Source organism: Gilvimarinus gilvus (genome assembly GCF_030518155.1).
GTDB lineage: Bacteria > Pseudomonadota > Gammaproteobacteria > Pseudomonadales > Cellvibrionaceae > Gilvimarinus > Gilvimarinus gilvus.
The window spans coordinates 71629-86527 of record NZ_JAULRU010000577.1 but is presented as its reverse complement, the minus strand read 5'-3'; the positions used below and the strand labels follow the sequence as shown (position 1 = coordinate 86527).

Sequence of the window (14899 nt, the reverse complement as noted above, 5' to 3'; positions counted from 1 at the left end):
AATGATTCGCACATTGTTGAAGTGGGCTGCTGCTCTATGCATGTTATGGGGGAGCGCAATAGGAGTTGTTGCATCTGAACAGGAATCGGCTGCGTTAACGGTACAGGTCAATAGCGTGGCCGCGTGCCGGCAAGCGCTGGCCGAGAGCCGGGTGGCGGAGGCTGCGCATATTTACCAGTTGCCGGAGCAGCTACACCTTGTCAGTTGGAATATTTATAAAGCCAATCGGGACAATTTGCTGTCGGATTTACAGCAGTTGGCCGGTACCGCCGATATATTGTTGCTGCAAGAGGCCTTTGTCGATGAACGTCTTACCCGTTTAAAGCCTTATTGGCGCTTTGCTCCCGGCTATGTGGACGGTAACCGTGCCACTGGCGTACTCACTCTCAGCCCTTGGCCGGCGCGTGTGCATTGCCGGTTTACCCATTTAGAGCCCTGGTTGCGAACCCCTAAAGCTACCGCCGTGTTGGAATACCAATCCTCCGCGGGGTTATTACTGGCGGTAAACTTACACGCGGTCAATTTCGAATTTGGCATTGAGGCCTTCACCGCGCAGTTGAGCGATGTCCGCAAATTGGTAGAAGACCATTCGGGGCCGGTTGTGCTCGCCGGCGATTTTAATACCTGGAGTGAAGAGCGCACAGCCCTCGTTTCGGAGTATTTCTCTGCACTGGAGCTGACGCCGGCGAATTTTAGCCAAGACAACCGCACCACCACCTTTGGCAATGCGCTGGATCATATATGGACGCGTGGTGTGAAGATTACCGCCAGTGAGGTGCCGCTGCATAACAGCTCGGATCATAATCCGCTCTTAATTACTTTTAGGTTCAATCCTGCGGTAGCCAATAAGTGATAAAGTAGCGCCCATGGCGACCCCACCAATCAAAACTTTTACCGATCCCAGCGCACGAGCGAGTCAGGAGGCGCTGCTAGCGGCCATCCATGCCGGTGTGGCGAAGTATTTTACCGAGTGCCGGGCACGCGTCCCTGGTTTTGTGCGTCGGCACTTTTGCTATCCGGGTGCCTGGCATACCAATCGTCATGGTTTGGGGTGGGATATGCTGCGCTCGCCACTGAATCTGTTGTGGGTGCCTTTCTATTTAGCCGCGCATTTGCTCGCCTGGGGCTTAGATAAGCTCAGTGTCAAAAAGCCGGCAACACTTCTGCGTCGCTGTCCTGTGGGTATGCGTACCCGCATTCAGCAACACCTTATGGCGTGCGCTGAGCGCGAGTTATTGCAGCGCCGCAGTGGCGATAATGAGTCTGGTAACAGCCGGCTGCGCGAATGTATTGTCGAGGCGATTGTTGAGGCCGAACATTTGGATTCACTGCCAGATGAGCAAGAAGCTTTGTTGGAACAAAGTCTGAATGATGCACTGGCTCAGTACGCTCTAACCCGCACCGCCAATGCCGATATTGGCAATACCATTATAGCCACTATCGCCGGCGCGTTTACCTTGCAAAAGTTTACCCCCGGTGGCATTGCCATCGGATTTGCACTGGCGGGTTTTGTCGCCAATCGCATTGCCGCCTGGGACTTTTTTCTCGGTGCCGGAGTCGGGCAGTGGTATTACGCGCTGTTTCCCGTTGAGCCCGGCGCAGGTTTGATTGTCTTGTCTACCGGCGCTGTCATGTTGGTATTCGCCGTAGTGGCGTGTTTTTCCGGTTTGCTTTCCGACCCTATACAATCTTGCTTGGGTATTCATGCGCGTCGCTTAAACCGAATGCTCGATAGCCTTGAACGGGACGTGTTGGCTCAGTCGAGCGGTAGCTTTCGCCCCAAAGACGCCTACCTCGCTCGCATTATGGATATTATCGACGCCGCGCGTACGGGGGTTATTTAGCGTGTGCGCTAATCCGCTTTGAGCTATTTACCGTAGGGGATTATGTAAGCTCATGGGGCAATAGGGAGCAGAGATGGGGGCTAAGTCGAATTATTGGGTAGGCCTGCCGGTGTGGCTGGCAGTGTGTTTTTCAATGGCTTTTTTGGGGGCGTTAGGCTCGGTTGACGCGGCCCGTTTATACAGTCAGTTGCAGCAACCCTATTGGGCGCCGCCAGCGTTTGTATTTGGGCCCGTGTGGAGTGTTTTGTACGCGCTTATGGCGATTGCGATTTGGCGGGTATGGTCAAGGCTTGCGAGGACTCGTCACCCCACGATAGGGCTGTTTGTGGTTCACCTTGGGGTGAATGCGCTGTGGAGCTGGTTGTTTTTTGCCTGGGAGTTGGGCTTTGTTGCACTGCTAAACATCGTTGTTCTGTGGCTTATAATTGTGGCCATGCTGTTGCAATTTTGGCGCTACGATAAGCCCGCAGCCTGGATGCTGGTGCCCTATTTAGGCTGGGTCAGCTTTGCCGGGGTTTTAAATTACACACTGTGGCAGCTTAACCCCGGCTTACTGTAAGTGTTTGTGTGCAACGCCACTCTACTGCGGCGTGGAATCGCCGCTCGTCGTGCTGCCCATTGAGCCTGAATCTTCCGCTTCTGCGGTCGATGCTTCGCTTTGCGTCGTCTCTGTGTCGCTGTCATCTAACGCGCCCCAGTCCTCATCCACGTTAATTTCGCGCATAAAGATTCCCCAAAAGGCAATAAACAGGGCCGCGATTAATGGCCCAATCACAAAGCCGTTGATGCCAAACAGCGCCATCCCGCCCAAGGTGGAGAGTAGTACTAAATAATCCGGTAGCTTGGTATCGCGGCCCACCAATATGGGGCGCAGCACATTATCCACCAAACCAATAACCCCGCCGCCGAAGGCGACGAGCACAATGCCCTGAATGTAATCGCCTGTTGCGAGCAGATAAATCGCTACCGGAGCCCAAATAATGGCGGCCCCAACCGCAGGTAGGAGCGAGGCGAAGGCCATCACCACTGCCCATAAAAGCGCGGCGGGAATGCCCAGAATCCAAAAAATCACGCCGCCCAGTGCGCCCTGAGTCATCGCAACCACTAAATTGCCCTTGACCGTGGCGCGGGTGACTTCGGCAAACTTGGCAAATAGCAGTCGCTCACGTATGTCGCCCATCGGCAGTGCCCGGACCATCAGCTCTTTGATATTGTCACCGTCGCGCAGAAAAAAGAAGGTCAGGTAAAGCATCAGGCAGAAGTCGAGTACAAACTTAAACGCGTTGGAGCCGATATCAAACGTGTACTGGGCAATAAACTTGCCACTGTTCATCGCAAAGTCTACGGATTGCTTTTTAATGTCGGCGAAGTTGACGCCAAAGCGCTCTAGGGTTTCTTTTATAACAGGGAATGAGTTTTGAAACTGTTCAATATGGCCGGCTAAATCAAACTCGCCCGATTCAATTTTCTGATAGAGCTCAGCCGCTTGGGCCACCACCGAGCTGACCAGAAAAATAACTGGAATAATCACAATGACCAGACACATCAATAAGGTGAGTATTGCCTGGGAATTGGGCCGGTGATTGAGCCTCTTAAGAAGACTTGCCTGCACGGGCTGAAAGATAATCGCCAGTGCACAGGCCCAGAATATTGGACCGAAGAAGGGCTGTAAAATCCATAAAAACGCGGCCGAGACGACCAACAGTAAAGCCAAAAAAGATTTTAGTTCCAGATTTTGCTTGAGCTCAGACATATCCCTGCCTTAGACGTGGTTTTGGCCACCATCATAAGGCAGAGGGCGCCCAGCTGTCATCCGTGGCAGTAGGGGAGGCCGCACGTTCAATGCGCGAGGCGTAATGCGCCAGATGCATTGCGCCTCGAAGGCGTGAATGTCTATGCGATAGCGGGCGAAAGTACATAGCCCAAACTGGTTCGTTAGTAAGCGCGGCTTACACATTGGCGAGCCACATTGGTGCAAGTTGGCGCTGTTAGCGCGAACATTGAGAGAGTGCGCGCGGCTAACCCTTTCACTGCAAAGCAAAAAACGACAGTGGCACACAAAATGCCTTATAGCTCTGGCTATGCCATGTGTGCACCACCGTAAGCCAAGCGGTGGGCAAAATCAGCTCTTGGGAAGGGGCTGGGATAAAAAAATACGAAAGAGAACGCCCAATGAAAAAAGTAATTTGGACACTGCTAAGCGCGGTGCTGCTATTTTGTGCCAGTCAAACTCAAGCCGCTGAATCGATCGCTTCGCAGGAGTCGGTCGATACTGTCTGGATTATCGTTGCCGCAGCGCTTGTATTCTTTATGCAAGCGGGTTTTGCTTTACTGGAAAGCGGCATGTCGCGAGCGAAAAACACCGTAAACGTTATTATGAAAAACTACGCCGACGTCTGCTTGGGCTCGTTGGTGTTTTGCCTGGTGGGCTTTGGTTTGATGTTTGGCGCCAATCCCTCTGGCTTTCTGGGCACTGATCACTTCTTTCTCAATCCGGATGAAGACTGGAATTGGTCGGTGCTACTTTTTCAGGCGATGTTTGCCGCAACGGCTGCCACCATCGCCAGTGGCACCATGGCTGAACGCACTCGCTTTAACGCTTACTTGCTGGCGGCCTGTGTCGTTATGGGGTTTCTATACCCGGTATTTGGCAGCTGGGTATGGGGCAGCGCGTATGAGGGTAGCGGCTGGCTCGCCCAACTAGGCTTTATTGATTTTGCCGGGTCTACTGTTGTTCATTCGCTGGGGGCTTGGGTGGCGCTCGCCGGAGCCCTGGTAGTGGGCCCCAGAATCGGTAGGTTTGATAGCGATGGGCGTCCACGACGATTACCGGGTCATAACCTAAGCTATGTTGCTATGGGTGGCTTTATTCTGTGGTTGGGGTGGTTTGGTTTTAATGGTGGCAGCACTCTCGCAGCTGATGTTTCGATCGGTTTGATCAACCTGAATACGCATTTAGCAGCCTGCGCCGGTGCCGCCGGGGCGTTATTGGCCTGCTGCCTAAGGCGCACTCCCATTTTGGTCGGACAAGTGATCAACGGTTCCATTGGCGGGCTAGTCGGAATTACCGCGGGTTGCGCCACTATGGATCCGTTGTACGCCATTATTACAGGTGCTGTCGCTGGCATGATTGTCGTGTATGGCTCCGATATTTTGTTGAAAATTCGTGTCGATGACGTGGTTGGCGCCATACCCGTGCACGGATTCGCCGGCGCGTGGGGGACTATCGCGGCGGGTTTGTTCTACGCCGAAGACATGTTCTCTATTGAGATGGTAGTGGTACAAAGCATTGGTGTGCTGACTTGTTTCCTCTGGGCATTTGTTGGCGCGCTGGCGATTTATGGACTGATCAACCTGGTTCTACCGTTGCGCGCTGAGCCTCAGCATGAGCAACGCGGCTTAGATATTACCGAGCATGCGGAAATTGGTTATCCCGAGTTCAGTAAGAGCACGGCCTACAATGAAAAAACACTGGAGGTGCTTGAGCGATGAGTACCCATCCAGTTCAAATTCAAAAGCGCCGAATTGTTTTTACTGCGTTGTCAAAATTTATGCAGGGCGATGACCTGAGCAAGGCATTTCGGCTATGGGAAAAACAGTATTCAGACAAACCTGTGTATGCGCTCAATGAGTTTGTCGGTAAGTTGTCTGAACTGTCATCGAGCGTGGGCCCTCGCAAAGAGGTGATTCGAACCCTGCTGAATTTAAGTCAGGATCCGGGTGCTGCGGCGTTATTACCCGACCCATCGCCCAGTAGCGGAATTTCGTATGAGCCGGCCACGGCGAAGTCTGAGGCTGAGTATCCAGAGCGACTGGATAAGGTTTTTGAGAATTTTTTGGTGGCGCTCGAAAAAGTACTGCCTAGCGATGCATTTCTGCAATTGCGACTCAATTTTTTGGTGCGCTTAGGTGATATGAATTTAAACCCTACACTGAAAGCGCGCTTGCGATTGTGGTTCGACAGCGATGGCGGGGGTAAGGTGTTTTCGGTGATGTGTACATCGCCTGAAATTAGGCGAGTGGTTAATCAGTTGTACGTTGTGATGTGTGAGCTATACGGCCCTATGCGCGCCGATGATACGTTGGAGAAGTGTGTTGCTTGGCTCGAAGCGTACCATCCCCAAAGTGTGCGCGATGTGCGTCGTTTTTTATAATTCAGGTGGGTCGAGTGAGTTTCAACCGCACAGGTGAAGTAGCACCTGTGCGGTCTTCGTTGTTACCAGCCGAGGTCGGGCTCTGGGTAGTAATGAATGTTTAGCGCATCGAGATGGGCTTGCAAATTCGATAGACGCTGAGTGAACTGCTCATAATTCTTGTCGGATGCCTGGCTCCAGCCCAGTTCCGCAGTTACCGCCAGGCGTGGCCAAAGGCGGTTGTCGGCGGTCGCATCCGTGTGTACCAACTCCGACCACATAGCCGATTCAATGCCTACGGCGGCGCCGAATTTGCTGGTGTCCATACTGTAGGCACGCTGCAGTGGGACCCCCTCTTTGCGACACCAATCATAAGTGTTGGGTTGCCCTTGGTAGTTGCCGTGGTCGTAGTAAGTGTATGAGCAAGGCGACAGAATTAATTTGTGGCCGCGCTCCAGCGCTGGCTGAATATCGTATTTATCATTCCACAATTGCAGTAGCACATCGGGCTCATTGTCTGCGACCGAACCTTCTTCCCACGCTATTGCTGTGCGGCCCAAGTCGGCAACGATTCCGGCGGCGCGTGCAATGAACTCTGGGTAGAGCGGGTCTTTGATTTCATCGCCGCCGATATGAATGTAGTCGGATGGAAATAGATCAACGATTTCGCTTAGAACATCTTCAACCCAAGGGTAGATAACATCGGGTTTGGTTAGGCACAGTTTGCTGAACCCAACCTCTTTGCCACTATAGGTTCCCAGTCGGGTTACGTCATCACATGCCAGCTCGTTGTAGGCCGCCAGTGCTGCCTGAGTGTGGCCGGGCAAATCAATTTCGGGTACCAGTGTGACATGGCGCTGTGCGGCATACTGAACCAGATCGCGAATCTCTGCCTGGCTGTAGAAACCTGAGCGTCCGCCTTCGACAGCGCTGGCGCCACCAATTTCAGTAAGCTTTGGGTACTTTTTAATTTCAACACGCCAACCCTGATCATCGCTCAAGTGTAGGTGAAGACGGTTTAGCTTGAACAGTGACATCCGGTCGATGTGCGCCTTAACATATTCTACGGGTAAGAAGCTGCGGGCCACATCGAGCATGTTACCGCGCCAGGGATAAGTGGGCGTGTCGGTAATTTCAACTGTCGGGAGCTGGTAAGTTGCTTCGCTACTGGCCGGCAGCATTTGTCGTAAGGTCTGTACGGCGTAGAAAAGCCCCGTGTCAGTATTGGCGCTTATACTGATGCCATCAGCAATGCTCAGGCGATAGCCTTCCGCCCCCAAAGCATCGTCGTTTATCAGTGATAGCTCAATACTGGCTGCGGCGGTAGGGTCCTGGGTGATATGCAGCTGTGACAGAAGTTCCTGCAGTGCTAGCAATGCGGTATCGCCACCGCTGTTGAGAAGCTGAACGCTCGCAGGCAAAGTCCATTGGCCGCCCGTGGTGCTGACGTCAGTGGGGTATGGCACCACGCCTAGTTGCTGCATGGAATTCTCAATTTGGCTCTGTGTACCCTCTGCTTCTTGGGGTGGTTGCGTTGAATGACTGCCACAGCCGGCCAACAGGCAGGCCGCCAGGGTTGCGGTAATAAGTCTCATTGTGTTGCTCCGTGTATCGACTTTGCGATGGGGCACTTATTTATTGTTTACGGCGCCAAGCTTATTGCGAGTATTCAAAGTGGATTTTACGCTCTGCGGCGTTTATCCTTGATGCTCAGTGCATAGGCCGTATTTCATGACTTAATGTGCAATGTAGATTAACTATAAGAGTGAGAGCAAGCGCTTAAACGCGCAGTGGACAGAAAATTACAGTTCTTTAGGTAAGTGCCCCACACAAAAGCAGAAACATTTCTATGAAGTCATCTGACAACCGTATCACCCAATTTGTTGTCGTCGGTGGTGGTACTGCGGGGTGGATCGCCGCGGCCACTCTCGGCAATGTGTTTAAAGACACCGATGTGAGCATTGAAGTCGTCGAATCGCCAGAGGTCGGGATTATCGGCGTAGGCGAGGCGACCTTGCCGCACTTCCTCACCGCAATACGCAATCTGGGCATCGACGAGGTAGATTTTATCCGTCAAACCCAAAGTACATTTAAGTGGGGCATTGAATTTGCCGACTGGGCAGAGAAAGGGCAAAGCTATTTCCATTCGTTCGGTAAAATTGGCCGTCAAATAGATGGACACGATTTTTATCAACTCTGGTTAAAGGCCCGCAGCGAAGGCGATTCCGTCTCTTTGATGGAGCACTCGCCAGAGGGAATTCTGGCAGGCCAGAACCGATTTTTCCTGCCGCACAAAGCCGCGCAAACACCATTGGCCGCGGTTGGCTACGCACTGCATCTCGATTCAACTCTGGTTGGCCAGTACCTCAGTCGCTATGCGCAGTCGGCCGGTGTGAAACGCACCGAAGCCCATGTTGAGTCCGTTGAGCAAGATGCCGAGGGCAATATCACCACGTTAAAGCTAAAAGGTGGCGAATCGGTCAGTGGCGATTTCTTTATCGACTGCACCGGTTTTAAGGGGCTGTTGATTGAGCAAACGTTAAAGGCAGGTTACGAAGATTGGTCGCATTTCTTGCCGTGTAATCGCGCCGTCACCGTGCCCAGTGCCAAAGCCGAACATACGGCGCCTTATACGCTTGCAACCGCGCGCGAGGCGGGCTGGACCTGGCGAATTCCCCTGCAGCACCGCACAGGCAATGGTTACGTCTATTGCAGTGATTACATCAGTGATGACGAAGCGGCCAACACCTTATTGAACGCGCTTGATACCAAACCGTTGGGCGAACCCAAAGTGATACCATTTCTCACTGGTGTTCGCCGTAAAATTTGGCATAAGAATTGTCTCGCGCTTGGTTTGGCGCAGGGTTTTCTGGAACCGCTGGAGTCTACGGCCATTCATCTGGTGTCGCGTTCGGTGGCTATGTTTATTCGCCACTTTCCGGATCGAGGCATTCACAGCACCTTAGTGGATGAGTTTAATCGTCGTATGCATGGGGAGTATGCCGAAATTCGAGATTTTCTGGTGATGCATTACTGCACCACAAAACGCAATGACACCCCTTTTTGGCAATTCTGCCAAAATATGCCTCAGTCGGAAGATTTGCAGCGCAAGCTCGCAGTCTTTAAGGCATCAGGCACCGTTGTGCCGGGTGTTGAAGTGCTATTTGAAGCGGTGAATTGGCAGATGGTTCTGACCGGAATGGGGGTTGTCCCCGAGCGCTACAACCCGACTGTAGATGCGCTCGATTACGCTGCGCTCAGGGCATCAATGGCTGCCGGTAAAGCCGCTATTGAGAAAATAGCGGCAACGCAGCCTACTCACGATGAGTTTATTGAGCGTTTTTGTAAGGCGCCTGCGGTGACAATGTAAGGGCGTGTTGCTCGATCTGGGGGCTGGCCTGAACACTGCAAGCTCCCTGACTGGCACAGCCGGAACAACCGCTGCCGCACGCAGGGCTCCCTCTCAACATGCGACGAATGACGGCGATGGCCGCCACTAGCACGCAAATTCCGACAATGATTTCCTGCCACATAATTACGTCTCCCCTGACGTCTGTCTATTACCGTTTACCCCAACAGCCATGAGGCAAGCTGGTAGGTGATAACGGCAGCCAGATACGCCAGTCCGAACAAATAAAGGGTGAAGAAGGTCGTTGCTGAGCGCGAGTTGGTTTCGCGGCGAACCACGGCAATGGTTGCTAAGCACTGCGGCGCATAGACAAACCAGGCAAGGTAAGCCAGCGCAACGGGCAAGCCCCAACTGGCTCCCAGTGCGCTACCCAGAGCGGCTTCGCCGCCCACCGCGTATACCGTAGCCAGAGCACTTACCGCCACTTCCCGTGCGGCCAGCGCTGGAATAAGCGCTATACACATCTGCCAGTTAAAGCCCATGGGCGAGAATAAGGGTTCCATCAATCGCCCCAGTTGTCCGGCAAAGCTGTACTCAATGGCGGGGCGGGTAGCGTCCAGCGGCGCTGCCGGAAAGCTCGACAGAGCCCACAGCACAATCGACAGAGCCAAAATAATAGTACCGACCCGGCGCAGGAAAACCCAGGTGCGCTCGCGCAGTCCAATCAACAAATGGTAGAGCGACGGTATACGGTAGCTGGGCAGCTCCAACAGCAGTGGAAATTCATCGCGGGTTTGCTTCAGGCGCATAAGCCATGCGGCCGCGGCAGCGCTGACAATGCCGGCAATGTAAAGTACGAACAGCGTAAGCCCCTGCAGATTGAAAAATCCGAATACGTTTTGTTCGGGAATAAATGCAGCGATAATGAGTGTGTACACCGGCAGACGCGCGGAACAGGTCATTAGAGGGGCCACCATAATGGCCACTAAACGCTCGCGCGGGTCGGGCACAGTGCGTGTCGCCATAATGCCGGGTACGGCGCAGGCAAAGCTCGACAGTAGTGGAATAAACGAGCGCCCGGACAGGCCAACACCGCGCATGGGCCGATCCAGTAAAAACGCCGCGCGGGTCAAGTAGCCGGAGTCTTCCAGCACTAAAATAAAGAAAAATAAAATAATAATTTGCGGCAAAAATACCAGTACACCACCCACCCCGGCAATCAGTCCATTGACCAGAAAGTCCTGCAGGATGCCCTGTGGCAAAGCCGTTGCAACTGTTTCTCCGAGCGCGCCAAAAGATCCGTCGATTAAATCCATCACCGGGGCGGCCCAGGCAAATACCGCCTGAAAAATCATCAACAAAATAGCCATCAGAACGGCAAAGCCGATGACCGGGTGCATAACGACACGATCCAGGGTGTCTTGCCACGTGTTGCGCGCCGTGGGTGCCTCAACAAATTGTTGAATCAGCGCCTCGATGCGCTGGTAGAGCGACTCAATGGACTCGCTGCGCTCGGGCATATCGATGCTGGCGCTGCGTTCACCGCTGAAATTGTTGGCAAACTGCTCCATAGCCGTACGCAGGGCTTGCATACCGTTGCGACGAATAGCGACCGTTTCGACAATCGGCATTCCAATCGCCTGCGCCAAGCCTTCGGTATCGATTTTCATGCCTTGCTTGGCGGCAGAGTCGGCTTGATTGAGCGCGAGTATCATGGGGCGGCCGAGCTCTGCGAGTTCCATGACCAAACGCAAACCCAGGCGCAGGTTGGTGGCGTCCACCACCGCAATCAGCACATCCGGCGGCGCCTCTCCAGGCATGCAGCCCAGAATGATGTCGCGCGCCACTTTTTCATCCAGAGAGGATACGTGCAAGCTGTACGTGCCGGGTAAGTCGACCAGGTGCGCACTGTGCTCGAGTTCTCCTACCGGGCCGGTGCGCCTCTCTACGGTAACGCCGGGGTAGTTGGCCACTTTGGCGCGGGCGCCGGTAAGACGATTAAAAATTGAGGTTTTGCCGCAGTTGGGGTTGCCCACTAAGGCGTAGCGAATAGGCTGAGCGCTCATTGTTTGCCCTCAGTTGGAGCCTCTGCCGCGACCGGTTCAACAATCAACTTACTGGCTTCGGCGCGGCGCAATGCAAACTTGGTTCTGCCGATTTTAACGGCGATCGGGTCGCGCCCGAGAAAGCCGAAACCGAGCACGGTCAATACCGCACCGGGCAAAAAGCCCAGCTCTTTTAAGCGCAATGAGACGAGCTCATCCTGATCAGCAAAAGCCTGTTGGCTGGCAACCTGAAGTAAGCGCACAGTTTGCCCCTTGCTACATTGGTGCAGAGGAAGAGTTGTGCTAGCCATATCGGCGGGGCTAGTAACGGTAGAACTGGCAGTCATAGTGTGAAAATCAACCAAGGGGAAAATGAGAGTAATTATTAATTAGGATACCTTTTTTACTCTGATCGAGCAATGAATTCCCCGTTGTTAACGCGTGAAGCTGTGGCTTAACGCGCTCGGGTTTCCAGGCTATGAACACCGAGTTGGGAGAGTCGCTGGCGAATACTGCAACCTATACCCGCTGCGTCTAGGCCTTGATTGGCCAGTTGCCCGGACTGACTGGCATGGCTGACAAAGTCGTCGCTCAGGCCTAACTGAAGCACGGGAGTGTTGAGTTGTTGAGTGTTGAGAAACTCGGTTACCGCCGAACCGGCTCCACCGGCAATGGCGTTTTCTTCCAGCGTGACGAGCAGCGCATGGCTGCGCGCCATCTGCCCAATAAGCTCAGTATCCAGTGGTTTGACAAAACGCATGTCACACAGCGTTAACCCCAGTTCGCTGGCAGCTTGTTGGGCATTGGCGGTCAGTGTGCCAAAACACAGCAGGGCGGCGCTGGTGCCGTGGCGCTTTATGATCCCTTTGCCCAGAGGCAGAGCGTTCATTGCCGGTTCGATGGTCGCGCCCGGGCCGCGCCCACGAGGGTAGCGCACAGCGCTGGGGCCTTGGTGGCTAAAACAGGTGTACAGAAGCTGGCGGCACTCATTTTCATCAGAAGGCGTCGCTAACACCATATTGGGAATGCAGCGTAAAAAGGAGATGTCGAAGCTGCCGGCGTGAGTGGCCCCGTCTTCGCCAACCAACCCTGCGCGATCTATGGCGAAGGTGACGTCCAGATTCTGCAAGGCCACGTCGTGTATCAACTGATCGTAAGCGCGTTGTAAGAAAGTCGAGTAGATGGCAACCACGGGTTTTTTGCCCTCACAGGCAAGCCCGGCGGCCAAGGTGACAGCATGCTGCTCGGCAATGGCGACGTCATAGAAGCGCTCGGCGTACTGTTCGGCAAATTCGACCATGCCAGACCCCTCACACATGGCGGGGGTTATGCCAACCAGCCGTGGCTCAATCGCGGCCATATCACAAAGCCACTGACCAAACACAGCCTGAAATTTGGGCCGGTTGGGTACGGGTTTCTTGGGGGCCGGTTCGAGCTTATTGAGCGCGTGGTAGCCCACCGGATCTTGCTCTGCAGGCTCAAACCCTTTGCCTTTTTGGGTGATGATATGCAGTAACTTGGGGCCCTTTACATCGCGCAGGTTGCGCAGGTAGCGCACCAGCGAGGTCATATCGTGGCCGTCGATAGGACCGATGTAATTAAAGCCTAGCTCTTCGAACAAAGTGCCGGGCGAGACAAACCCCTTAAAGTGCTCTTCAGTGCGGCGGGCGAACTCCCAGGCAGAGGGGATTTTAGTCAGCACCTGTTTGCTGCCCTCGCGTAGCGAGTTGTAAAACTTGCTGCCCCAAATTTTCGACAGATAAGTGGCGAGGCCGCCCACATTGGGCGATATCGACATATTGTTATCGTTGAGAATAACCAGCAGGTCGGCTTCGGTATGGGCGGCGTGGTTTAGCGCCTCAAATGCCATGCCCGCGGTCATGGCACCATCGCCTATAATCGCGGCGCATTTGTTGTCGTTACCGGCCAACGCCATACCCAGAGCGGCGCTAATGGAAGTGCTGGAGTGGCCGACCCCAAAGGTATCGTATTCACTCTCTTCGCGCTTAGGGAAGCCTGATAAACCGTCAGCCTGACGCATCGTGAGCAGTTGCTCGCGCCGGCCGGTTAGAATCTTATGGGGATACGTCTGATGCCCGACATCCCACACCAGGCGGTCAACGGGCGTTTGATAGACATAATGCAGAGCAATCGTCAGTTCTACAACGCCGAGCCCCGCACCAAAATGGCCGCCCGTTTGCCCTACGCTGTACAGCAAAAATGCTCGCAACTCTTCGGCAAGCTTGGGCAGCTCTTTGTCACTGAGCTCGCGCAAGTCGGCGGGGGAGTCGATGCGATCCAGCAGCGGGGTTGCCGGTCGCGTTTGAGGTATTTCGTTCAGCATTTGGGAGTATCGCTTATCGCAAACCTGCCATTGTAGGCGCCACTAGTGTTTACGCTCAACTATATATTGTGCGATTACGCGCAATGTTTGGGTGTTTCCGGGTAAATGGGGTAAGCAATCCAGTGCCTGGCGGTACAGGTCCTGAGCTTTTTGGCGAGCTCCGTCAAGCCCTAGCAGTGAGACGTAGGTAGGCTTGTTGCGAGCCTGGTCGGCGCCCTGTTGCTTGCCCAGAGTTTGAGTGTCCGAGGTGACATCGAGAATGTCGTCCTGCACCTGAAAGGCTAAACCCAGTGCGCGGCTGAACTCTGTAAGCACGCTTAAAGACTCGCTATTGGCGGCGCCAACCCAGGCCCCCATGGTAATACTGGCGTCGATAAGGGCGCCGGTTTTACAGCGATGCATATGTTCAAGCTGGCTGAGCGTCAGTTCCTGGTCAACCGCCGCCAGGTCGATGGCCTGACCCAACACCATGCCTTGCGCGCCTGCACCTCTGGCCAGAGTTTGAATCAGGGCCAGCCGGGTACTGTCGCTCAGCTCGGGTGCTTTGGCTAACAGCTCGAACGCTAACGTTTGCAAGGCGTCACCGGCGAGAATGGCGGTCGCCTCGTCAAAAGCAATGTGGCAAGTAGGTTGGCCGCGGCGCAGATCGTCGTCGTCCATTGCCGGCAAGTCGTCGTGTATTAGACTGTAGGCGTGAATCGCCTCGATCGCGCAGGCAACATTGTCCAGCGCCGGGTGGTCGGATTTGCAGCTTACCGCCTGGAAGCCGGCAAATACCAGCAGGGGGCGGATACGTTTACCGCCGCCGGCGAGTGCGTAGCGCATGGCGGCGCCCAGTGGGTTGTCCGCAGTGTCGGGGATCGCCTGCTGTAGCGCGCTGTCGATGCGTGAGCGTACCGACTGCGAAAAATCCATATAGGCGGACATTAATTATCTTCCGGGGGGTCGAAATCAGTCAGCGTCAGTTCGCCATTGTGTTCCAGCAGCTGCTTTACTTGTGCTTCGGCATCGGTGAGTCGCAGTTGGCACTCGCGGGTCAGCTTAATGCCTTTTTCGAATGCCTGCAGCGACTGCTCTAGAGATAGCTCTCCAGACTCCATCTCACTGACTATGCTTTCGAGCTGCTTTAGCGATGACTCAAGGTCGGGCTTTTTCTTGGCGCCGGGCATTACTAAACCTGTAGT

Annotated in this window: 14 protein-coding genes; 6 read left to right on the top strand and 8 right to left on the bottom strand. The window is 54.2% G+C overall.

Annotated elements, in window-relative coordinates; translation table 11 throughout:
* Window position 1 precedes the first annotated feature (1 nt).
* The 3 genes from QWI17_RS13140 (at window position 2) to QWI17_RS13130 (ending at window position 2403) form a co-directional block, all read left to right on the top strand.
* Window positions 2–853 carry an endonuclease/exonuclease/phosphatase family protein gene (locus tag QWI17_RS13140; RefSeq protein ID WP_302722971.1) on the top strand — a complete coding sequence of 284 codons (852 nt, stop codon included), beginning with the start codon at window positions 2–4 and terminating at the stop codon, window positions 851–853.
* Between the two features lie 13 nt (window positions 854–866).
* Window positions 867–1844: a DUF6635 family protein gene (locus tag QWI17_RS13135; protein WP_302722970.1), complete on the top strand. Its 978-nt coding sequence runs from the start codon at window positions 867–869 to the stop codon at window positions 1842–1844.
* A 73-nt stretch (window positions 1845–1917) separates the two neighbouring features.
* Window positions 1918–2403, top strand: a complete 486-nt coding sequence (locus QWI17_RS13130; RefSeq protein ID WP_302722969.1) for a TspO/MBR family protein — start codon at window positions 1918–1920, stop codon at window positions 2401–2403.
* 21 nt (window positions 2404–2424) lie between these two features.
* On the opposite strand, the gene QWI17_RS13125 is transcribed toward QWI17_RS13130, so the two are convergent.
* A complete protein-coding gene (locus tag QWI17_RS13125; RefSeq protein WP_302722968.1) occupies window positions 2425–3597 on the bottom strand; it encodes an AI-2E family transporter in 1173 nt (390 codons plus the stop codon).
* A 419-nt stretch (window positions 3598–4016) separates the two neighbouring features.
* Between QWI17_RS13125 and QWI17_RS13120 the strand changes: the two genes are divergently transcribed.
* Window positions 4017–5336, top strand: coding sequence for an ammonium transporter (locus tag QWI17_RS13120; RefSeq protein WP_302722967.1), 1320 nt, complete (start codon window positions 4017–4019; stop codon window positions 5334–5336).
* The gene (locus QWI17_RS13115; protein ID WP_302722966.1) at window positions 5333–5998 is read left to right on the top strand and encodes a hypothetical protein; all 666 of its coding nucleotides are present in this window, start codon (window positions 5333–5335) and stop codon (window positions 5996–5998) included. Before QWI17_RS13120 ends, QWI17_RS13115 begins: the two co-directional genes overlap by 4 nt.
* 62 nt (window positions 5999–6060) lie before the next feature.
* On the opposite strand, the gene QWI17_RS13110 is transcribed toward QWI17_RS13115, so the two are convergent.
* A complete protein-coding gene (locus QWI17_RS13110; protein WP_302722965.1) occupies window positions 6061–7572 on the bottom strand; it encodes a beta-N-acetylhexosaminidase in 1512 nt (503 codons plus the stop codon).
* Between the two features lie 254 nt (window positions 7573–7826).
* Here QWI17_RS13110 and QWI17_RS13105 point away from each other — a divergent pair, with 254 nt between their 5' ends.
* A complete protein-coding gene (locus tag QWI17_RS13105; protein ID WP_302722964.1) occupies window positions 7827–9347 on the top strand; it encodes a tryptophan halogenase family protein in 1521 nt (506 codons plus the stop codon).
* Here the strand turns inward: QWI17_RS13105 and QWI17_RS23790 are convergent.
* The 6 genes from QWI17_RS23790 to QWI17_RS13080 form a co-directional block, all read right to left on the bottom strand.
* The gene (locus tag QWI17_RS23790; protein ID WP_502553146.1) at window positions 9307–9510 is read right to left on the bottom strand and encodes a FeoB-associated Cys-rich membrane protein; all 204 of its coding nucleotides are present in this window, start codon (window positions 9508–9510) and stop codon (window positions 9307–9309) included. The genes QWI17_RS13105 and QWI17_RS23790 overlap by 41 nt on opposite strands.
* Window positions 9511–9544: 34 nt before the next feature.
* The gene (gene feoB, locus QWI17_RS13100) at window positions 9545–11392 is read right to left on the bottom strand and encodes a ferrous iron transporter B (protein ID WP_302722963.1); all 1848 of its coding nucleotides are present in this window, start codon (window positions 11390–11392) and stop codon (window positions 9545–9547) included.
* Window positions 11389–11682, bottom strand: a complete 294-nt coding sequence (locus QWI17_RS13095; RefSeq protein WP_302723085.1) for a FeoA family protein — start codon at window positions 11680–11682, stop codon at window positions 11389–11391. Before QWI17_RS13095 ends, feoB begins: the two co-directional genes overlap by 4 nt.
* Window positions 11683–11825: 143 nt before the next feature.
* On the bottom strand, window positions 11826–13715 hold the full coding sequence (gene dxs / locus QWI17_RS13090; RefSeq protein WP_302722962.1) for a 1-deoxy-D-xylulose-5-phosphate synthase: 1890 nt from the start codon (window positions 13713–13715) through the stop codon (window positions 11826–11828).
* A 42-nt stretch (window positions 13716–13757) separates the two neighbouring features.
* The gene (locus QWI17_RS13085; RefSeq protein ID WP_302722961.1) at window positions 13758–14642 is read right to left on the bottom strand and encodes a polyprenyl synthetase family protein; all 885 of its coding nucleotides are present in this window, start codon (window positions 14640–14642) and stop codon (window positions 13758–13760) included.
* Window positions 14642–14884, bottom strand: a complete 243-nt coding sequence (locus tag QWI17_RS13080) for an exodeoxyribonuclease VII small subunit (RefSeq protein ID WP_302722960.1) — start codon at window positions 14882–14884, stop codon at window positions 14642–14644. Before QWI17_RS13080 ends, QWI17_RS13085 begins: the two co-directional genes overlap by 1 nt.
* Window positions 14885–14899 lie beyond the last annotated feature (15 nt).